The organism is Streptomyces sporangiiformans (genome assembly GCF_005768555.2).
GTDB classification, from domain to species: domain Bacteria; phylum Actinomycetota; class Actinomycetes; order Streptomycetales; family Streptomycetaceae; genus Streptomyces; species Streptomyces sporangiiformans.
The window spans coordinates 19,981-38,878 of sequence record NZ_VCHX02000163.1; the positions used below are offsets into that span (position 1 = coordinate 19,981).

Annotated in this window: 19 protein-coding genes; 8 read left to right on the forward strand and 11 right to left on the reverse strand. The window is 70.9% G+C overall.

Going from position 1 to position 18,898, the window contains the following annotated elements:
* Positions 1-66: 66 nt before the first annotated feature.
* Positions 67-693 carry a TetR/AcrR family transcriptional regulator gene (locus tag FGD71_RS26920; protein ID WP_119103117.1) on the reverse strand — a complete coding sequence of 209 codons (627 nt, stop codon included), beginning with the start codon at positions 691-693 and terminating at the stop codon, positions 67-69.
* Positions 694-803: 110 nt separating this feature from the next.
* Between FGD71_RS26920 and FGD71_RS26925 the strand changes: the two genes are divergently transcribed.
* A complete protein-coding gene (locus FGD71_RS26925) occupies positions 804-1,001 on the forward strand; it encodes a DUF6243 family protein (protein ID WP_119103118.1) in 198 nt (65 codons plus the stop codon).
* Positions 1,002-1,143: 142 nt separating this feature from the next.
* Here FGD71_RS26925 and FGD71_RS26930 read toward each other — a convergent pair whose 3' ends face one another.
* The 4 genes from FGD71_RS26930 to FGD71_RS26945 all read right to left on the reverse strand — a co-directional run bounded on the left by FGD71_RS26930 (position 1,144) and on the right by FGD71_RS26945 (position 5,348).
* Entirely contained in the window at positions 1,144-1,485 is a 342-nt protein-coding gene (locus tag FGD71_RS26930; RefSeq protein ID WP_119103119.1) for a hypothetical protein, read from the reverse strand.
* Between the two features lie 228 nt (positions 1,486-1,713).
* The gene (locus FGD71_RS26935; RefSeq protein WP_119103120.1) at positions 1,714-2,706 is read right to left on the reverse strand and encodes a small ribosomal subunit Rsm22 family protein; all 993 of its coding nucleotides are present in this window, start codon (positions 2,704-2,706) and stop codon (positions 1,714-1,716) included.
* A 105-nt stretch (positions 2,707-2,811) separates the two neighbouring features.
* Positions 2,812-3,990, reverse strand: a complete 1,179-nt coding sequence (locus FGD71_RS26940) for a serine hydrolase domain-containing protein (protein WP_119103121.1) — start codon at positions 3,988-3,990, stop codon at positions 2,812-2,814.
* Positions 3,942-5,348, reverse strand: coding sequence for a Bcr/CflA family multidrug efflux MFS transporter (locus FGD71_RS26945; RefSeq protein ID WP_119103122.1), 1,407 nt, complete (start codon positions 5,346-5,348; stop codon positions 3,942-3,944). Before FGD71_RS26945 ends, FGD71_RS26940 begins: the two co-directional genes overlap by 49 nt.
* 96 nt (positions 5,349-5,444) lie before the next feature.
* Here FGD71_RS26945 and FGD71_RS26950 point away from each other — a divergent pair, with 96 nt between their 5' ends.
* Complete coding sequence (locus FGD71_RS26950) at positions 5,445-6,551, forward strand: Gfo/Idh/MocA family protein (RefSeq protein WP_240436786.1); 1,107 nt, start codon at positions 5,445-5,447, stop codon at positions 6,549-6,551.
* On the opposite strand, the gene FGD71_RS26955 is transcribed toward FGD71_RS26950, so the two are convergent.
* Positions 6,538-8,247 (reverse strand): alkaline phosphatase D family protein, encoded by a 1,710-nt coding sequence (locus FGD71_RS26955; protein ID WP_119103123.1) that lies wholly within the window; start codon positions 8,245-8,247, stop codon positions 6,538-6,540. The two genes, FGD71_RS26950 and FGD71_RS26955, sit on opposite strands and share 14 nt — an antisense overlap.
* A 133-nt stretch (positions 8,248-8,380) precedes the next feature.
* Here FGD71_RS26955 and FGD71_RS26960 point away from each other — a divergent pair, with 133 nt between their 5' ends.
* Positions 8,381-9,139 (forward strand): SDR family oxidoreductase, encoded by a 759-nt coding sequence (locus tag FGD71_RS26960; protein WP_119103175.1) that lies wholly within the window; start codon positions 8,381-8,383, stop codon positions 9,137-9,139.
* Between the two features lie 235 nt (positions 9,140-9,374).
* On the opposite strand, the gene FGD71_RS26965 is transcribed toward FGD71_RS26960, so the two are convergent.
* On the reverse strand, positions 9,375-10,367 hold the full coding sequence (locus FGD71_RS26965) for an aldo/keto reductase (RefSeq protein ID WP_119103124.1): 993 nt from the start codon (positions 10,365-10,367) through the stop codon (positions 9,375-9,377).
* A gap of 204 nt (positions 10,368-10,571) precedes the next feature.
* Between FGD71_RS26965 and FGD71_RS26970 the strand changes: the two genes are divergently transcribed.
* Positions 10,572-11,141 carry a DoxX family protein gene (locus FGD71_RS26970; protein ID WP_119103125.1) on the forward strand — a complete coding sequence of 190 codons (570 nt, stop codon included), beginning with the start codon at positions 10,572-10,574 and terminating at the stop codon, positions 11,139-11,141.
* A gap of 62 nt (positions 11,142-11,203) precedes the next feature.
* Complete coding sequence (locus FGD71_RS26975; protein ID WP_119103126.1) at positions 11,204-11,590, forward strand: MazG-like family protein; 387 nt, start codon at positions 11,204-11,206, stop codon at positions 11,588-11,590.
* Position 11,591: 1 nt separating this feature from the next.
* Here FGD71_RS26975 and lpdA read toward each other — a convergent pair whose 3' ends face one another.
* The 4 genes from lpdA to FGD71_RS26995 form a co-directional block, all read right to left on the reverse strand.
* Positions 11,592-13,016 carry a dihydrolipoyl dehydrogenase gene (gene lpdA, locus FGD71_RS26980; protein ID WP_119103127.1) on the reverse strand — a complete coding sequence of 475 codons (1,425 nt, stop codon included), beginning with the start codon at positions 13,014-13,016 and terminating at the stop codon, positions 11,592-11,594.
* A gap of 286 nt (positions 13,017-13,302) precedes the next feature.
* Positions 13,303-13,602, reverse strand: coding sequence for a hypothetical protein (locus FGD71_RS26985; RefSeq protein WP_119103128.1), 300 nt, complete (start codon positions 13,600-13,602; stop codon positions 13,303-13,305).
* Positions 13,599-14,243, reverse strand: a complete 645-nt coding sequence (locus FGD71_RS26990) for a SigE family RNA polymerase sigma factor (RefSeq protein WP_119103129.1) — start codon at positions 14,241-14,243, stop codon at positions 13,599-13,601. The genes FGD71_RS26985 and FGD71_RS26990 overlap by 4 nt, the downstream gene beginning before the upstream one ends.
* On the reverse strand, positions 14,240-15,802 hold the full coding sequence (locus tag FGD71_RS26995; protein ID WP_119103130.1) for a sodium:solute symporter family protein: 1,563 nt from the start codon (positions 15,800-15,802) through the stop codon (positions 14,240-14,242). Before FGD71_RS26995 ends, FGD71_RS26990 begins: the two co-directional genes overlap by 4 nt.
* 177 nt (positions 15,803-15,979) lie before the next feature.
* Between FGD71_RS26995 and FGD71_RS27000 the strand changes: the two genes are divergently transcribed.
* The 3 genes from FGD71_RS27000 to FGD71_RS27010 all read left to right on the forward strand — a co-directional run bounded on the left by FGD71_RS27000 (position 15,980) and on the right by FGD71_RS27010 (position 18,687).
* Positions 15,980-16,201, forward strand: a complete 222-nt coding sequence (locus tag FGD71_RS27000; protein ID WP_119103131.1) for a DUF3311 domain-containing protein — start codon at positions 15,980-15,982, stop codon at positions 16,199-16,201.
* A 105-nt stretch (positions 16,202-16,306) separates the two neighbouring features.
* Positions 16,307-18,475: a carbon starvation CstA family protein gene (locus FGD71_RS27005; RefSeq protein WP_119103132.1), complete on the forward strand. Its 2,169-nt coding sequence runs from the start codon at positions 16,307-16,309 to the stop codon at positions 18,473-18,475.
* Positions 18,472-18,687, forward strand: coding sequence for a YbdD/YjiX family protein (locus FGD71_RS27010; RefSeq protein ID WP_240436787.1), 216 nt, complete (start codon positions 18,472-18,474; stop codon positions 18,685-18,687). The genes FGD71_RS27005 and FGD71_RS27010 overlap by 4 nt, the downstream gene beginning before the upstream one ends.
* The last annotated feature ends 211 nt before the right edge of the window (positions 18,688-18,898 follow it).

The window sequence follows — 18,898 nt, forward strand, 5'->3', positions numbered from 1 at the left end:
GGCCTCGGTGACGGCTCGGCTTCAGTGACGGCTCGACTTCGGTGACGGCTCTGTCGGGCGGGAGGCTCAGCGCGGGGCGAGGCCGTGGAGGGCGTACTCGACGAGGGTGTCGGCATAGGCGTGGTCGAGCGGGCCGGTGCCCTGGAGCCAGCGCTGCGCGAGCGGCGAGACGAACAGGTCGCGGGCGATGTACGGGTCGATGTCGGCGCGCAGTTGGCCGGCGTCCTGGGCGGCGCGCAGGCGGCGTACGTACATCTCCAGCGCCGGCATGAGGAGTTCGCCGACGAACTGCTCGCCGAACGCGGGGTTGGCCACGCCCTCCGCGGCGAGCGCGCGGGCCGGGGCGTCGTAGCTCGGGTCGTTGAGCTCGTCGACGGTGGCGCGCAGCACCGCCTTCAGGTCCGCTTCGAGGTCTCCGGTGTCGGGGATGCCGTCGGCCTGCTCCCACTCCGCCTGACCGGCGGCCTCCGCGGTACGGGCGCCGAGATCGACGAAGGCCTCCATCAGCACCTCGGCCTTCGAGGACCACCAGCGGTAGATCGTCTGCTTGCCGACGCCGGCGCGGGCGGCGATGCCTTCGATCGTGGTCTTGGTGTAGCCGATCTCGCCGACGAGGGCGAGGGCGGCGTCGTAGATCGCACGGCGGGACTTCTCGCTGCGGCGGGTGGAGTCGGGGGCGGATTTCTGGGTCATGGTTCGAACTTTATCAGGTTGACAAGACGGATCGTCTCGTCTCAAACTGTGGGAACACGTTCGAGACGATACGTCTCGTGCCACCTATGGAACGCGGAAGGAGACCGGCGATGACCCGAGGCGGAGCCGGAAACATGCTGGGAGTCGGCGGTGCGCGAAAGCACCTCGGCCGCAAGGCCCTGCGCGGCGGTGACAAGGGCGGCCGCATCGGCGGCGGCCTGGACCCCCAGGCCCAGAAACGGGAGCTGCTGCGCAAGCTCCAACAGAAACGCCAGGAGGAAGGGCGTACGACCAGCGAGTCGTCGTGAACAGCAGCAGAGCCCGCCCCGTCGTGTCCCTTGTGGGATACGACGGGGCGGGCTCATTCATCCAGCCGCCGGCGTCAGGCGGGCTTCACGCAAGCGTTGGGGACATAGCCCTTGTAGCCACGCCACGTGACGTAGCCNGGCGTCAGGCGGGCTTCACGCAAGCGTTGGGGACATAGCCCTTGTAGCCACGCCACGTGACGTAGCCCCAGCCGTCCCAGTTGCGCCCGCACTTGTTGTACTTACCGCCCGTGAGGCCCCTGTGCCAGCAGCCCTTGGTGTTCTTGAGCCACAGAGCCACCGCCGTCGAACTGGCCTTGGGCTTCTTGCGGATCTTCACGTTCCCCAAGTGGGCCGTGATGGTCTCACACGCCGCCGCGGAGCTCTGGACCGACTTGGTGGACACAGGAGCGGCGGAGGCGGACGGCAGCGCTCCGCAGAGCGCCAGGGCAGCCACAGCCGCAGGCAGTACGAGGCGTTTCTTCATGTGTGTGCTCCCCCATGGAGTCGATGTACGACCACCGCGCAGGATGAGATGAAATCAGCCAGGGTCGATCGCGGCAGTCCGAGAGCCTCTATATGTACCGGACGAGATCACGAACACCAAATAGGCGCTCCCCTAAGGGACTTGGCCCGGAATCCGGTCGTCCGGGAGGCCCGTCGACGTATCGGACCATCGGCGCATTCCAGCCAGCAGGACCGCTTCGACTCGCTTCTAGTCGTCCACGGCCGGGGGCCAGGCATTCCCCCAGTCGGCATCCCGCGCCGCCCTGTAGAGCACCCCGTGACGCTTGGTCACCGTTTCACGGCGCAGGCGCTCCTCGGCCTCGCAGAGTTCGAGAAGTACCTGCCCCTTACGGATCTGCGGCCGCCGGACCACACGGGCGGGGGCCGGAGTCACCGGGAAGCGCGCGGCGGCGACATAGCTGAACTTCTCGTCCTCGTACGCCAGTGAGCCGCCCTTGACCTGCCGATGCAGCGAGGAACGGCTGACTCGGGCGGAGAAGTGGCACCAGTCCTCGCCGGGCACGATGGGGCAGGCGGCGCTGTGCGGGCAGGGGGCAGCGACGCGGAAACCGGCGTCGATCAGGCGGTCGCGGGCGGCGATGACACGCGCGTAGCCGTCGGGGGTGCCGGGCTCGACGACCACGACAGCCTGGGCGGCGGCCGCGGCGGCGTCGACCACGGAGACACGGTCGGCCTCGGCCAGCTCGCCGAGTACGTACGACACCGTCACCAGATCAGCGCTCTCAAGCGTGAGCGCTGATCCGATACGAGAGCGGCGCCACTCGGCGGACTTCAACAGCGGGTTCTGCGCGGCGAGTTCACGCCCGAGGGCCAGCGCGGGCTCCGCCCAGTCGAGTACGGTCACCGCCCGCTCTTCGCCCCAGGTCGCGGCCACCGCCCAGGTCGCCGCCCCCGTCCCACCGCCCACGTCGACGTGGCTGCCGGGCGCCCAGTCCGGCACGGCGTCCGCGAAGGCGTCCAGCGCGGAGCACACCGCTTCGAAGGTCGCCGGCATCCGGTACGCGGCATACGCGGCCACGTCCGCGCGGTCACGGAGGATCGGGGCGTCGGTCGGGGTGGTGCCGCGGTAGTGGGAGATCAGCCGCTCGACGGCCTGGGCGGCCGCCTTCGGCGGCACCCCGTCCAGCAGCCCCGCCAGGGCCGCCCGCAGGGTCTCGGCTGGGGAAACAGGGGCGTTCACGCGAGGAGTCTACGGGCCACCGAACGCCACCAGAGGCCACCAGACACCTCGGGACTGAGCGTCGATCTCGGCCGAGAGCACCGCTCACACACGGCCCCGGACCGCTCACGCACCGCGAACCGCCCGGGACAATCGCGTCCCCGCAGCCGCCCGCGGGCCGCTGTCCGGCCCCCGGCGCCGCGGATGCACGGCGTTCGCCAGCAGCACCAGGAACGTGTCCGTCGCCGGGTCGAGGACCAGCGACGTACCCGTGAAGCCGGCATGGCCCGCCGCACCGTGACCGGCCAGACCTCCCATGAACCACGGCTGGTCGACCATGAAACCGAGGCCGGGTGGGGCGAGGAGGAGTTCGACGATCTCGGGGCCGAGGATGCGAGCGGTGCCGTAGGAGCCGCCCGCGAGCAGGGTGCGGCAGAAGACGGCCAGGTCACGGGCGGTGGAGAAGAGTCCGGCGTGGCCCGCGACGCCGCCGAGCGCCCACGCGTTCTCGTCGTGGACCTCGCCCCGCAGCATCCCGCGGTCCGCCTTGGCCCAGGGTGTGCGCTGGTCCTCCGTGGCGGCCGCGCCCGGCCTCGGTCCGAACCCGGTGGCCGCCATCCCGAGCGGCCGGGTGATCCCGTCCCGTACGAGGACGTCGAGCGGCCGCCCGGTGATCCGCTCCAGGATGTGCTGGAGGAGCAGCATGTTGAGGTCCGAGTACCCGTACGCCCCGCCCGGCTCCGTCACGGGCTCCTCCGCCCGCAGCAGGGCGAGCCGTGCCGCGCCGCTCGGGCAGTCGTACAGCGGGAGTTCGGGCCGCAGCCCGGAGGTGTGGGTGAGCAGCTGCCGTACGGTGATGCCGTGGTCTGCCGCCGCGGTGAAGTCCGGCAGATACGCCGCCACGCGCGCGTCGATGCCGAGCGTGCCGCGCTCCAGCTGCTGCACGGCGGCGACGCTCGTGAAGAGTTTCGTCAGGGACGCCAGGTCGAAGGGCGTGTGCACGCTCATCGGCACCCAGGCCTTGAGCGGCAGTTCCACGCCGCGGTCCGTCTCCTCGTCGTACGCGGAGTACCGCACCGCCCAGCCCGCCGCCTCCTCGGCGGCGATCACGGGGCCGCGCCCCGCGACCACTACGGTTCCCGCGGCCCAGGGCCGGTCCCCGTCGGTGAGCTCGTGGACCTCCTGTACGAGATGTGCCAGTTCGTCGGGGTCGAGCCCGGCACGTTCCGGTGTGCCGGGGCGCAGTCTCGGCGCACTCAGCTCTCTGCTCCCTTCTCGTCCGCCTGCCTCTGCCACGGACGGCACAGTCCCATGAAGCAGCCGACGGCCACCAGTGCGCACGCCAGTTGGACGACGGCCATCGGGACGGCCGTGTGCTCCCCGGCGATACCCACGAGGGGGGAGGCGATCGCGCCGACGAGGAAGGAGGAGGTGCCGAGCAGGGCGGAGGCGCTTCCCGCGGCGTGCGGGGCGCGGGTGAGGGCGAGGGCGTTGGTGTTGGGCATGCACAGGCTCATCGCGGACATCAGGACGAACAGGCCGGCGGCGATGGGGACGAGGCCCACCTCCCCGAAGACGCCGGTGGCCATCAGGAGCAGCGCGGCCGACGCACAGGTGATCACGGCGAGGCCGACGGAGAGCGTCTTGTCGAGGCTGACCCGGCCGACGAGGATCTTGCCGTTTACCTGGCTGACGGCCACCAGGCCGATCGAGTTGACGCCGAAGAGGATGCCGTACGTCTGCGGGGAGGCGCCGTAGATCTCCTGGATCACGAACGGCGAGGCGGAGATGTACGCGAAGAGCGCGGCGAAGGCGAAGCCGCCGGTGAGCATGTAGCCGGTGAAGGGGCGGTCCGAGAGCAGGCCGCGCATGGTGCGCAGGGCCTGGGCCACGCCGCCGCTGTGCCGGCGCTCGGGCGCGAGCGTCTCCGGCAGCAGCCGCCAGACGACGGCGGTCAGCACGATCCCGACGCCCGTCAGGATGTAGAAGACGCCCCGCCAGTCGGTGACTTGCAGCACCTGCCCGCCGATGAGCGGCGCCACGATCGGCGCGACCCCGGCGATCAGCATGAGCGTGGAGAAGAACCGCGCCATGTCCGTACCGTCGTACAGGTCGCGGACGACGGCCCGCGAGATGACGATCCCGGCCGAGCCGGCGAGCCCCTGGAGCAGCCGGAACGCGATGAGCAGCTCGATGGTGGGCGCGATCGCGCAGACGGCGGTGGCGACGATGTAGACGAGCAGACCGGCGATCAACGGTCGTCTTCGCCCCCATTTGTCGCTCATCGGCCCGACGACCAACTGACCGAGCGCCATCCCCGCTAGGCACGCGGTGAGCGTCAACTGCACGGTGGCGGCGCCCGCGTGCAGCGAGTCGGTGACCTCCGGGAGCGCCGGGAGGTACATGTCCATGGACAGCGGGGGTACCGCGGTGAGCCCGCCGAGGACGAGGGTGACGAGCAGCCCCACCGAACGGCGGGTGCCGCCGGGTGGATTCGCGCCCGGCGAAGGGTCCCGTGCGGCCGCGGGAGCCGTCGGCCCCACCACCGCCGCGCCGCCCGACAGACGTCCCGACAGGCGGCCCGACAGGCGGCCCGATGTATGACCCGATATGTGACCTTCCAGGCCGTCCTGGTCCCGCCTGGTGCTGCCCTGCTCGGGCATGTGCCCCTCCCTGTCCGTTGAATCCGCCACCTATGCTCTCAGCTCGGACACGGTGGTCGGGCGGATGGACCGCCTGGACAGGGAGCGAGGGTCGGGATGGCGGAGATGGGGGTGCCCCCTGTCGAGCGGCGCCGAGACGGTGGAAGCGTGCGCTGGGGTGTGCTGGCGACCGGCGGTATCGCGGCGGCGTTCACGGCGGATCTGGTGGATCTTCCGGACGCCGAGGTCGTCGCGGTGGCCTCGCGGACCGAGGAGTCGGCGAAGAGCTTCGCGGACCGCTTCGGGATACCCAGGGCGTACGGCGAGTGGGACGCCCTCGCGCGGGACGAGGACGTCGATGTCGTGTACGTCGCGACACCGCACTCGGCGCACCGGGCCGCGGCCGGCCTGTGCCTGGAGGCGGGGCGCAACGTGCTGTGCGAGAAGGCGTTCACGCTCAACACGCGCGAGGCGAGGGAACTGGTCGCCCTCGCGAAGGAGCGCGACAGCTTCCTGATGGAGGCCATGTGGATGTACTGCAACCCGCTGATCCGGCGGTTGAAGGATCTGATCGACGACGGGGCGATCGGTGAAGTCCGTTCGGTGCAGGCCGACTTCGGGCTGTCCGGGCCCTTCCCTCCCACGCACCGGCTGCGCGACCGGGCGCAGGGCGGCGGCGCGCTGCTCGACCTCGGCGTCTATCCGGTGTCGTTCGCGCAGCTGCTGCTCGGGGAGCCCTCGGAGATCATGGCGCGTGCGGTGCTCTCCGAGGAGAGCGTCGATCTCCAGACGGGAATGCTGCTCTCCTGGGAGAGCGGCGCTCTTGCTTCGTTGCACTGCTCACTCGTCGGCGGCACCTCCGTCTCCGCCTCGGTCACCGGGTCCGGGGGCCGCATCGACGTTCCGTCCGGCTTCTTCTACCCCGACCGCTTCGTGCTGCACCGCGACGGCCGCGACGCGGAGGAGTTCGCGGCCGACCCGGCGCACGGCCCGCGCTCCAGCCTCAAGCACGAGGCCAGTGAGGTCATGCGCTGTCTGCGCGCAGGCGAGACCGAGTCGCCGCTCGTCCCGCTGGACGGCACCCTCGCCGTGATGCGGACGCTCGACGCGGTACGGGACCGCATCGGCGTCCGCTATCCCGCGGACGAATACGCGACGGACGAGCACCCGGCAGACGAACACCCGACAGACGAGGCCGGCCGGGCGGACCTCACGCCGGCTTGAGCCCCTGCTCCCCCACCTCGGTCACGAAGGACGCGGCCGTGGTGATCGACGCCCCGGGCGTCGTCACCGCGCCCACCGTCTTGAAGTCCACGTTCGCCGCGCTCTGCCCCAGGGCGACCGTCACATAGCCGCGCTGCCCGTTGTAGTGCTTCATGTGCGGGTTGGCTGCCAGATAGCCCGCCCAGTTGGCCGGTCGCGCGGCACCGTCCTTGCCGCTGCTGATCGACGTGGTGACGATCTCGGTGCCCATCGTGCGGGAGTTCTGGTCGGCGAAGTCGCGCTTGATGTCGAAGCCGTACGACACGTGGACATCGCCGGTGAGCACCATCAGGTTCTCCACACCGGCGGCCTCGGCGCCCGCGAGGAGACGCTCACGGGAGGCGGGGTAGCCGTCCCAGGAGTCCATGCTGAGGGTGGTGTTGCCGGCGGTGGCGTTGTTGCGGCGGGCGAAGACGACCTGCTGCGGGATGACGTTCCACAGCGCGGTCGACTGCTGCCAGCCGTCGGTCAGCCAGCGCTCCTGGGTGAGTCCGGGCAGCGTCTGCGACTCGGCCTCGGACTCGGGCGTGGGCGTCTTCCAGCCGTCGCCGTTCGCCTGATCGGTGCGGTACTGCCGGGTGTCGAGGATGTCGAACTGCGCGAGCCGGCCCCAGCGCAGCCGCCGGTAGAGCTGCATGTCGGGACCCTGGGGCCGCTGGGGGCGGCGCAGCGGCTGGTTCTCCCAGTACGCGCGGTACGCGGCGGCGCGGCGCAGCAGGAACTCCTCCGGCGGCACGTCGTTCTCGGGAATGTCGTCCGCGTAGTTGTTCTCGGTCTCGTGGTCGTCCCAGGTGACGACGAAGGGGTGCGCGGCGTGCGCGGCCCGCAGATCGGGGTCGGACTTGTAGAGGGCGTACCGCAGGCGGTACTCCTCCAGGGTCACGGTCTCGCGGTTGAACAGGTCGGGCAGCGTGCGGTCGGTGTAGTTGCGGGCGCCGCCGACGGAGTTGACCGCGTACTCGTAGAGGTAGTCGCCGAGGTGGAAGACCACGTCGACGTCGTCCTCGGCGAGATGGCCGTACGCGGTGAAATACCCGTCGTGGTAGGCCTGGCAGGAGACCGCGGCCAGCGTCAGGTCGGCGACGCCGGCGGCGGTCGCGGGCGCGGTGCGGGTGCGGCCGGTCTCGCTGATCCAACTGCCCGTGCGGAAGCGGTAGTAGTAGACGCGGTCGGGGGCGAGGTCGCCCACCTCGACGTGCACGGTGTGGTGGAACTCGGGGTGCGCGTCGGTGGCGCCTCGTCTGGCGATCCGGCGGAACTTGGCGTCGTGGGCCAGTTCCCACTGGACGGTGACGCGTTGCTGGGGCAGGCCGGAGTCGGCCTGGAACGGGGCGGGCGCGAGGCGCGTCCACAGCAGCACTGAGCCGGGCAGCGGGTCGCCGGAACCGACGCCGAGGGTGAAGGGGTTTTCGGTGATCTTCGCCGCGTCGAGTTCGGCGGCGGCGGCCACGCCCGCGGTCGGCAGGTTGGTGGCGAAGGCGAGGGCGGCGGCCGCGCCGGTGACCGTGAAGAAGCGGCGGCGACCGAGGTGACGGGCGGCGGCGCGGAGTTCGGGGGCGTGGCGCGAAGGGGTGTACTGCGACGGGATGAGTCGCGAAGGCGCGGCTTGCGAAGGGGCGTGCTGCGGCGACGGTGTCGGATGAGCTGCGGGTGTCATCTGGCCCTCCCCTGGCGGTTGTTGTATATGGCATTGGAGTGCCAGGCGTCGACGGCAGCCCGTCGTGTACACAACAGCAAGATGTCGGATGGATGAGTTCCGCGTGGCAGGCCCTCACGTACGCTGCGAGGCCATGAACGACAAGGAAACGAAGATCGCGGTGGTCACCGGGGCGGGGTCCGGCATCGGCCGCGCCGTGGCCGTGGAACTCCTGCGCGGCGGCTGGTCCGTGGCGCTCGCGGGCCGGCGCGCGGAACGGCTGGAGGAGACGGCGGCCCTGGCGGACGAGGGGGCCTCCCTCTGCGTACGCGCCGACGTCTCAGACCCCGATGACGTGGCCGGACTCTTCGCCGCCGTGCGCGAGCGCTTCGGCCGACTCGATCTGCTCTTCAACAACGCGGGTACGTTCGGGCCGGGCGGCGTCCCGTTCGAGGAGCTGCCCTACGACGCCTGGCGCCATGTGGTCGGCACGAACCTCGACGGCGCGTTCCTGTGCGCGCAGGCGGCGTTCCGGCAGATGAAGGAGCAGGATCCGCAGGGCGGCCGGATCATCAACAACGGCTCGATCTCGGCCCATACGCCCCGCCCGAGGTCGGCCGCGTACACGGCGACCAAGCACGCGCTGACGGGCCTCACCAAGTCACTGTCCCTCGACGGCCGCCCCTACCGGATCGCCTGCGGTCAGATCGACATCGGCAACGCGGCGACCGATATGACCGAGCGCATGGGGACGGGAGCCCTGCAAGCGAACGGCGAGGTGGTTCCGGAACCCGTGATGGACGTCGCCGACGTGGCCCGTACCGTGCGGCACATGGCGGAACTCCCGCTGGAGGCGAACGTGCAGTTCGCGACGGTGCTCGCGACCACGATGCCGTTCATCGGCCGGGGTTGACCTCCGTCAACCTGCACAAGCGGATCGTCTGCTTCCGCTCCATTCCGGCCGGTGGGGCGCATATGCTCGACCTCTCTCCACGAGAACTTCACACTTGGAGCACAGCGCTTCCTTGGCCACACTCGAGGGGGGAAGGCGGCAGCCGTTCCGGGCCGTACGGGTGGGAGGGAACCCGCGTGGGACCGCGGGATGACCCGGGCCCGGAACGGCTGCCCCACAACGAGGGACGGGCGGATCAGCGCCCCAGGATGTCCTCGATCTCGTTCAACTGCCCAGCGGTGAGCGGACCTTGGATGAGCGCCCCGGCGTTCTCCTCCGCCTGGGCGACCGAGCGGAAGCCCGGGATGGGGATCGTGCGCGGGCTGCGGGCCCACAGCCAGGCGAGGGCACCCTGGGTGAGCGTGCGGCCCTCGCTGGTGAGGACGGAGCGCAAGTCCTCGACGCGCCCCAGCCACTCGGGGTCGGCGCCCTCACCCCGTGAGAACCCCGGCAGCCAGGCGGGCGGGGCGTTGCGGATGTCCCCGGCCTCCAGCGGCTGACCGGCGGCGCGCCTGCCGGTCAGCAGCCCCATCGCGAGCGGGCTGCGGTTGATGCTCGCGAGTCCCGACTCCTCGCAGAGCGCGAGCATTTCGGGTGCGCCCTGGAGCACGTTGAGGCGGTGCTGTACGGCCGTACAGTGCGGCCCCTGCGCGAAGACGGCGGCCCGCTCCGGGTCGTCGGTGCTCCAGGCGTACGCGCGGATGAGTCCCTCGCGCACGAACTCCTCGCAGGAGTCGCGCAGTCGGGCGGCACGCTCCACGTCGGCGTCGGAGATGTGCAGCTGGTAGAGGTCGACGTAGTCGGTGCCGAGGCGTTTCAGCGATGCGGTCAGCGCCCGGCGGGCATGCGCGGGCGTGTCGTCCTGGCCCACCCGCGTGCGGGTCGCCTCGTCGAAGACGTTGCCCCACTTCGTGGCGACGACGACGTCCGTACGCCGCTTGCCGAGAGCTCGGCCGAGCAGGCGCTCGCTGTGCCCCGTGCCGTAGACGTCCGCCGTGTCGAAGAAGGTCACACCGAGGTCGAGCGCGCGCTGGATCGCCCGTACGGACTCCTCGTCGTCGACCTTGCCCCAGCCCAGGGGCTGCCCGTCGTCGGACTGCCACTCACCCCCGATGGCCCAGCAGCCGAAACCCAGAGCGCTGATCTCGATGCGGCTGCGGCCCAGTGTCCTGTGCTCGAAGTTCTCCATGCCGGTGGAGGCTATGAGCTGGAGCGCACACGAAGGCAAGAGCGGGCACGGAAACAGTTGAGCTCCCCTCGCCACTCGAACGGCGGCGGGCAGAGGCTCGGGCGACTGTTCGGTGCGACCGTGGGCACACGGGGACGTACGAGATGTGTGCGAGTGCGTGCGATGTGTGCGACGTACAGGACCGTTCGAGGAGTGACGAGAACCGTGACGGCTTTCGACCGACGTGATCTGGGACTGCTGCTGCTCCGACTCGGCGTGGGCGGGGTGCTGGCGGCGCACGGGACGCAGAAGCTCTTCGGCTGGTTCGGCGGGGGCGGGATCTCGGGCACCGGCGAGTTCATGGAGTCTGTCGGGTACAGGCCCGGCAGGGCGAGCGCGGTCGCGTCGGGCCTGGCGGAGACGGGCGGCGGCACGCTCCTCGCCCTGGGCCTGGCGACACCGGCTGCCGGAGCGGCCGCGACCGGCGCGATGGCGGGCGCCTCCGCGGTACACGTGCCCAACGGGTTCTTCGCCCAGAGCGGCGGCTACGAGCACGCGGCCAGCCTGGGCCTGACGGCGGCGGGCCTCGCCGTCGCGGGCCCCGGCCGCCTCTCCCTGGACCACGCCCTCGGTCACACGGCCAACCGCGGCTGGATGGTGCCGGCGGCGTTCGCCACCACGGCGGCCGCGACACTGGCGGTGGTGGGGATGCGCAACAAGCGGCTTCAGCGGCAGCAGGAAGGTGAGCAGGGAGAGTTGTTCGACGAGCAGGGGACGCCGACGTACGGCGATTAGGAGAAGCCGTACGGCGGTTGGAGCGCCCTCCCGGGGCCTGGGCGCATGGCAGGCTGGCGGCCATGAGCGATCACGACGCGGCGGCGGCCTCCACCACGGACGACGGCCTGTGGGAGGCGGTCGGCCACCTCCAGGAGTGGCTCGTACGGGCGCAACCGGCCCGTCCCCCTCAAGAGACGCTGCTCCTGCGGATGCTGAAGCTCTCGGAGGAGGTCGGCGAGGTGGCCGAGGCGGTCATCGGCGCCACCGGCCAGAACCCCCGCAAGGGCACGAGCCACACCTGGGACGACGTCCAGTCGGAACTGTGCGACGTGATCATCACCGCGGCGGTCGCCCTGCGTACGCTCACGCCCGACGCCCGCGAGGTCTTCACGGCACACCTCGACCGCGTACGGGAGCGCTCGCTGGGGCCGGGCCGGCCTCCTCAGCAAGGGCGGCACCCGGTGTAGCTCACATGTTGATCATGTGCCCGGCGAGTCCGTGCACCGCCTCCTTGACCGCCTCGCCGAGGGTCGGGTGGGCGTGGACGTTGCGGGCCACCTCGTGGACGGTCAGGTCCCATTGCTGGGCCAGGGTCAGCTCGGGCAGGAGTTCCGTGACCTCGGGGCCGATGAGGTGGCCGCCGATGAGCTCGCCGTACTTGGCGTCGCTGATCAGCTTCACGAAGCCGGTCGGATCGCCCAGGCCGTGCGCCTTGCCGTTCGCGGTGAACGGGAACTTGGCCACCTTCACATCGAAGCCCTGCTCACGGGCCTGCTCCTCGGTCCAGCCGAAGCTGGCGATCTGCGGCTGGCAGTAGGTGGCGCGCGGGATCATCACATAGTCGAGTTCCATGGTCTCGGCGTCCGCGATCGTCTCGGCCGCGATGACGCCCATCGCCTCGGCGGCATGCGCCAGCATCAGCTTCGCGGTGACGTCGCCGATGGCGTAGATGTGCGGGACGGACGTGCGGCAGCGGCCGTCGACGTCGATGGCGCCGCGCTCGGTGACGGTCACGCCGGTGTTCTCCAGGCCGTAGCCGGTGACGTTCGGCGCGAAGCCGATCGCCTGCAGAACCTTGTCGGCCTCCAGGACCTGCTGGGCGCCGTCCTTGCCGGTGACCGTCACGCGGACCTGCGGGCCGGACTCGTCGATCGAGTCGACCCGGGTGGAGGTGAGCACGTCGATGCCCAACTTGCGGTACTGCTTGGCCAGTTCGGCGGAGACCTCCGCGTCCTCCAGCGGGGCCACGCGGTCCAGGAACTCCACCACGGTGACCTTCACTCCGTAGTTGTGCAGTACATACGCGAACTCGATGCCGATGGCGCCGGCGCCCGCGATCACGATGGAGCGCGGCAGGTCCTCGGCGAGGATCTGCTCCTCGTACGTCACCACGCGCGAGGTGCGGCGGGTGCCGGGCAGCAGCTTCGGGGTGGCGCCGGTGGCGATGACGCAGTGGTCGAAGCCGATCGTCTGCGTGGAGCCGTCGGGCAGGGTCACGTCGAGCGTGTGCGGGTCGCGGAACGTGCCGCGCCCGCTGAACTCCGTGATCTTGTTCTTCTTCATCAGGTAGTGGACGCCCTTGACGCGGCCGTCCGCCACCCGCCGGCTGCGCCGGAACGCCTCTCCGTAGTCGAAGGAGACCTGCCCCTCGACCTTGATGCCGAAGGTCTTGGCCTCACGGGTGACGAGGTGCGCCAGCTCGGCGTTGCGCAGCAGGGCCTTGCTGGGGATGCAGCCGACATTCAGGCAGACGCCGCCCCAGTACTTCTCCTCTACGACCGCCACGCGCATGCCCAGCTGGGCGGCGCGGACGGCGGCGACGTAGCCGCCGGGGCCCGCTCCGAGTACGACCACGTCGAAACGCTCGCCCTGCTCGCTGCCCTGCTCACCCATGGAGGCTTCCTTTCCGATGAGGGGTGGCGATTCGGCGTCACCGGACCGCCCTTGGCCTCAACACAGCATGCTCCATCAGTCGGGCCGGTCCGGCACGCCGGGGGGCTGTCCAGGGTTTTCGCCCCCGCCGCCCCTACCCGTCCCATCCCTGGGGCTCCGCCCCAGACCCCGCTCCTCAAACGCCGGAGGGGCTGATTTTCAGCCCGTCCGGCGTTTGAGGACGAGGCCGTTCAGGCCGATAGCGGGGGTCTGGGGGCGCAGCCCCCAGGGAAGGGCCAGTTGCCGGTCACGGCACCCAGGAGCCCGGTCCTCCGCCGGAGGCGACCGTGTTCGAGAAGATGACGCTGGGGTCGGACGGGGTCTGGTTGAGGACCCAGAGGCCGATCAGCGTGGCGAGGGTGAAGACGACGGCGATCAGGACGGCGAGGACGAGGCGGCGGCGGCGCTCGCGGCGCAACCAGTCGCCCCGGGCCGTGCGGTAGGCGTCCGGCGCGGCACGCACCCCGCCCGCCAGCGTCCCCAGCGCTTCACGCAGCGCCTGTTCCGTTCGGTCCTGTTCCGTCCGGTCCGGAGAGGTGTCGTTCATCGCCGGGCCTCCATCGCCTGGGTCAGGGCGGCGATGCCGCGTGCGGTGTGTGTCTTGACCGATCCGCAGGAGATCCCCATCGCGGCGGCTATCTCGCTCTCCTTCAGCCCCAGCCAGTGCCGCAGGACCAGCGCCTCGCGCTGCCGGGCGGGCAGTTGCTGCAGGGCGTCGATCAGTACGCGCTGGTCGTCGTGGAGCAGCGCCGTGCTCTCGGCGGAGGCGACGACCTCGCTCGGCGGGTTCTCGACGTGCTTGCGCGCGACCTGGAGGTGGCGGATGCGCATCCGGGTCAGGTTGCACACCGTGGAGCGCAGATACGCCTCGGCCGCCGCCTCGTCCCGCAGGCGCCGCCACTTCCGGTAGATCTGGTAGTACGCCTCGGCCACCACGTTCTCCGGATCGTCCGCGCCGAGCAGGACGGCCAGGCGCAGCATCGAGGCGTAGTGCATCTCGAAGAGGCGGGCCAGGGCGGCCTCCCGTTCGAGGTCGGCCGGATCGCTCACCGAGGGGGAGAGCACCTCGCCGTCGGCGGACGGCGGCATCGCCGTGTCGCCGGTGACCTGCTGCGGGATGAGGGGCTCGGTGACAGCGGCCGGAGCAGCCTGCGCCACCGTCACTGGGGTGTGGTGTCTGCGTCTCACGGGTTGCTCGCTCCCGTCTCGGGGCGCCGCCTGGCGGTCAGGCGGGACGGTAGGTCGGTGAGGTCGGCGCCGCGCGGGACGCCGAAGCGTTCGAGGGCCACGGTGCCGGCCACCGCGACGGTCAGGTTGAGCAGCAGGGCCACGAGTCCGGCGTAGATCTCCAGCGGCTGGTCGCCGCTCCCGAAGGGCACGATGGACGAGAACCCCTCGCGGACCACCAGGAAGGTGCCGGCCGCCATGCCCACGGCCCACCCGGCAAGCAGCGCCCGGGGGTGCAGCCGGCCGGTGAACAGTCCGAGGGCCACGGCGGGGAAGGTCTGCAGGATCCATACGCCGCCCAGCAGTTGGAGGTTGATGGCGTCCTGGTCGCGCAGCCCGAACACGAACGCGACCGCCCCCACCTTCGCGGTGAGCGAGACCGCCTTGGCGATGCGCACCTGACGTTTGGGCGTGGCCGTGGGGTGGACGTACTCGACGTACACATTGCGTACGAAGCAGGTCGCGGCCGCGATCGACATCACGGCCGCCGGAACCAGCGCCCCCACGGTGATCGCCCCGAACACCAGCCCGGCCAGCGGCCCCGGCATCAGCCGGTCGACCAGCATCGGTACGGCCGTCTCGGCGCCGCCCTCGGGGGCCCGTACCCCCGTCGCGAGTGCCGCGATGCCGAGGAAGCCGAAGAGGGCGAGCAGCCCGGTCCAGGCGGGCAGGGCCACGGAGACCTTGCGCAGGGTGCGCGGACCGTCGGCGGCGAACCCGGCGGTGAGCACATGCGGATACATCAGCAGGGCCAGCGCCGAGCCCAGCGCCAGAGTGGCGTACGCGGGCCGCTGCTCGGGAGCCAGGAGCAGGGCGGAGTCCGCCACGCCGGTCCCGCCGAGCCGTCGCGCCGCGCCGTCGAAGACCGCGCCGGGGCCGCCGAGCCGTGCGAGAACCAGCCAGCACACGGCGGTGAGCGAGACGAAGACGGCCACGGCCTTGAACGCGGAGATGACGGTCGGGGCGCGCAGCCCGTGCCGGTACGTCGCCACCGCGAGCCCCGTGAAGAGCGCGACCATCACCAGATCGCCGCCCGCGCCGCGTGTGTAGACGCCGCCGGCGGTGAGGACCGCGCGGATGCCCAGCAGCTGCAGTGCCAGATAGGGCATCGTCGCGAGGATCCCGGTCAGCGCCACCACCAGGGCGAGCGGCGGCGAACCGTACCGTCCGCGCACGAAGTCGGCGACGGTGACATAGCCGTGGCGTCGGGCCACCGCCCACAGGCGCGTCAGCAGGACGAAGGCGAGCGGGCAGACGATCACCGTGTACGGCACCGCGAAGAAGGCGGGCGCCCCGTTCGCGTACGCCAGTCCCGGTACGGCCGTGAAGGTGTACGCGGTGAAGATCGTGCCGCCGAGCAGCATCCAGGTCCAGACGGGGCCCAGGCTCCGGTCGGCCAGCGCCCAGCCCTCCAGGGACGGCAGGCGGTCGGTGGGACGCAGACGGCGTGCCGTGACGGCGAGCAGCGACGCTCCGCCTGTCACGGCGAGGAACGTCGCGGTCATGGCGCCATCGGCCATGGGTCACCGTCCTTGGTGTGCCTGAGCCCTCGCCGGAGAGTTGCGCGGCTGGGCCGTCCGGATGACAAGGACGACGGAAAACCGGCGGGAAATCTTCTGGAAATTCGTTGTCAACCGGTTCCGGCCGGCGGGCAACTCTTGCACAGACCGACAGCAAGCGGGAGAGGAGAGCTGGGCATGGCACCCATGGGTCATCACCGGCTACGGCGCGTCGCGATCGCCGTACTCCTCCTCGCGCCCGCCGCCGGACTGCTGTGGGTCCCCTGGTACGCCGGTGCGTCCCCGCGGCTCGCGGGGACGCCGTTCTTCTACTGGTACCAGCTCGCCTGGGTGCCGGGGTGCGGCCTCTGCCTGCTCGCCGCGTATGCGCTCAGCAGGCACGACCGCCACGATCCCTGATCCGCGCGCCCGCCCACCTGAACTCACCCGAACTCAACCGACCCCGCACGCGGACGCGCGTACCGCTCGACACCACCAACACCACCGCCACGGTGAGGAGCCGCCATGTCTACGTCAGCCCTGCCCGAATCCGCTCCCCCGACACCGGAGGGCCCGCCCTCCGCCTCGTCCCGTATGACTCCGCGGTCGATCCTGCTGTGGACCGCCGTCGCCCTGGTGGGAGCTCTCGCCTGGGGTGTTCTCGCGCTCGCCCGGGGCGAGGAGATCTCCGCCGTCTGGCTGGTGATGGCCGCCCTCGGCTCGTACGCCATCGCGTACCGCTTCTACGCCCGCTTCGTCGCCCGCCGGGTGCTGAAGCCGGACGACCGCCGGGCCACCCCGGCCGAACGGCTCGAGGACGGCGTCGACTTCCAGCCCACCGACCGCCGGGTGCTGCTCGGACACCACTTCGCCGCGATCGCCGGAGCCGGACCGCTGGTGGGGCCCGTGCTGGCGGCGCAGATGGGTTATCTGCCCGGCACGTTGTGGATCGTGGCCGGGGTGATCTTCGCCGGGGCGGTGCAGGACATGGTGGTGCTGTTCCTGTCGATGCGGCGGGACGGCACCTCGCTCGGGCAGATGGCCCGCGACGAGATCGGCCGGGCGGGCGGCGCCGCTGCCCTGATCGCGGTCTTCGCCATCATGATCATTCTGCTCGGTGTGCTGGCCCTGGTCGTCGTCAACGCCCTCGCCCACTCCCCGTGGGGCACCTTCTCGGTCGCCATGACCATCCCCATCGCCCTGTTCATGGGCTTCTGGCTGCACCGGATCCGGCCGGGCCGGGTCGTGGAGACCAGCCTGATCGGTGTGGCACTGCTGCTGCTGGCGATCGTCGGCGGCAGCTGGGTCCAGGAGTCCTCGCTGGCCGACACCTTCACCCTCAGCCCCACGACCCTGGTCTTCTGCCTGGTCGGGTACGGCTTCGTCGCCTCCGTCCTGCCGGTGTGGATGCTGCTCGCGCCGCGCGACTACCTCTCCACCTTCATGAAGATCGGCACCATCGCGCTGCTCGCGGTCGGCGTCGTCGTGGCCGCCCCCGTCATGCGCGCGGACGCGGTCAGCGACTTCGCCTCCTCGGGAGCGGGACCCGTCTTCGCCGGATCCCTCTTCCCCTTCCTCTTCATCACCATCGCCTGCGGCGCGCTCTCCGGCTTCCACGCGCTGGTCGCCTCCGGGACCACTCCGAAGCTGATCCAGAAGGAGTCCCAGGTCCGGATGATCGGCTACGGCGCCATGCTGATGGAATCGTTCGTCGCGATCATGGCCCTGATCGCCGCGGCCACCCTCGAACCGGGCCTGTACTACGCGATGAACGCGCCCGCCGGACTGCTCGGGACCACGGCCGAGTCCGCCTCGCACGCGGTGGCGGGCCTCGGCTTCACCATCAGCCCCGACCAGCTGACGCAGGCGGCCAAGGCCGTGGAGGAGCAGACACTCGTCGCCCGCACCGGCGGGGCGCCGACCCTGGCCGTCGGCATGTCGGAGATCTTCTCCGGGGTCTTCGGCGGCACGGCGATGAAGGCCTTCTGGTACCACTTCGCGATCATGTTCGAGGCGCTGTTCATCCTGACCACGGTCGACGCGGGCACCCGGGTGGGACGCTTCATGCTCCAGGACATGCTCGGCAACGTCTGGAAGCCGATCGGCCGGGTCAACTGGAAGCCGGGCATCTGGCTGTGCAGCGGACTCGTCGTGGCCGCCTGGGGCTACTTCCTCTACACCGGCGCCACCGACCCGCTCGGCGGAATCAACCAGCTCTTCCCGCTCTTCGGCATCGCCAACCAGCTCCTCGCCGCCGTCGCCCTCACCGTCTGCACCACCGTCCTCATCAAGTCCGGCCGGCTGCGCTGGGCCTGGGTCACCGGGATCCCGCTGACCTGGGTGGTCGCGATCACCTTCACCGCCGGCTGGCAGAAGCTCTTCTCCGACGACCCGCGCGTCGGCTTCTTCGCCCAGCGGGAGCGGTACGCCGACGGTATCGACGCCGGCCAGGTCCTGCCGCCCGCCAAGACCCTCGACGACATGCACACGGTCGTCACCAACTCCACGGTCGACGGCGTGCTGATCGCCCTGTTCCTGCTGCTGGTCGCCGTGGTGATCGTGAACGCGGCGGTGGTGTGCGTACGAGCCGTGCGGTCCCCCGTCCCGCTGCCGACGACCGAGGCACCGTTCGTCGAGTCCCGCATCGACCTCCCGGAGCAGGCCGCCGAACCGCTGGTGGGAGCCCGTTCGTGAACGCCCGGCACGGGAGCCTGCTCAGCACCGCCCGGCAGTGGGCGCGGACGGTGCGCTGGTATCTGCGCGAGCTGACCGGCGAGGCGGAGTACGACCGCTACTGCGACCGGCACCGGCGCCACCACCCGCACGCTCCCGTGCCCAGCCGTCGGGAGTACGAGGTCCTGCGGACGCACCACCGGGAGAACCACCCACAGAGCCGCTGCTGCTGAGGAACGGCACGCACCCCCTTTTTTTTGGGGCTCGGTTCGCCTCCGGGGCGCTTGTGTCGGTGTCGAGACGCCGATCGTGCTCGATCCCTCCTTCGTCGGGACCTCCGCGCGTTCGGCGTCTCGACACCGACGCGCCCCTTCGGCTCACTCGCCGGGCTTTCTGGTGTGACCCGATCAAGGCGACCCTTCGCCCGCCCTCCTGCCGAGACCG

What these genes read in the sequence shown, in the direction of transcription:
- FGD71_RS26930 (WP_119103119.1), bottom strand. Translation starts at nt 1,485, where the DNA reads ATGAAGAAACGCCTCGTACTGCCTGCGGCTGTGGCTGCCCTGGCGCTC.
- FGD71_RS26955 (WP_119103123.1), bottom strand. Translation starts at nt 8,247, where the DNA reads ATGACACCCGCAGCTCATCCGACACCGTCGCCGCAGCACGCCCCTTCG.
- FGD71_RS26925 (WP_119103118.1), top strand. Translation starts at nt 804, where the DNA reads ATGACCCGAGGCGGAGCCGGAAACATGCTGGGAGTCGGCGGTGCGCGA.
- FGD71_RS26920 (WP_119103117.1), bottom strand. Translation starts at nt 693, where the DNA reads ATGACCCAGAAATCCGCCCCCGACTCCACCCGCCGCAGCGAGAAGTCC.
- FGD71_RS26960 (WP_119103175.1), top strand. Translation starts at nt 8,381, where the DNA reads ATGAACGACAAGGAAACGAAGATCGCGGTGGTCACCGGGGCGGGGTCC.
- FGD71_RS26945 (WP_119103122.1), bottom strand. Translation starts at nt 5,348, where the DNA reads ATGCCCGAGCAGGGCAGCACCAGGCGGGACCAGGACGGCCTGGAAGGT.
- FGD71_RS26995 (WP_119103130.1), bottom strand. Translation starts at nt 15,802, where the DNA reads ATGGCCGATGGCGCCATGACCGCGACGTTCCTCGCCGTGACAGGCGGA.
- lpdA (WP_119103127.1), bottom strand. Translation starts at nt 13,016, where the DNA reads ATGGGTGAGCAGGGCAGCGAGCAGGGCGAGCGTTTCGACGTGGTCGTA.
- FGD71_RS26950 (WP_240436786.1), top strand. Translation starts at nt 5,445, where the DNA reads ATGGCGGAGATGGGGGTGCCCCCTGTCGAGCGGCGCCGAGACGGTGGA.
- FGD71_RS26975 (WP_119103126.1), top strand. Translation starts at nt 11,204, where the DNA reads ATGAGCGATCACGACGCGGCGGCGGCCTCCACCACGGACGACGGCCTG.
- FGD71_RS27005 (WP_119103132.1), top strand. Translation starts at nt 16,307, where the DNA reads ATGTCTACGTCAGCCCTGCCCGAATCCGCTCCCCCGACACCGGAGGGC.
- FGD71_RS26965 (WP_119103124.1), bottom strand. Translation starts at nt 10,367, where the DNA reads ATGGAGAACTTCGAGCACAGGACACTGGGCCGCAGCCGCATCGAGATC.
- FGD71_RS27000 (WP_119103131.1), top strand. Translation starts at nt 15,980, where the DNA reads ATGGCACCCATGGGTCATCACCGGCTACGGCGCGTCGCGATCGCCGTA.
- FGD71_RS26985 (WP_119103128.1), bottom strand. Translation starts at nt 13,602, where the DNA reads ATGAACGACACCTCTCCGGACCGGACGGAACAGGACCGAACGGAACAG.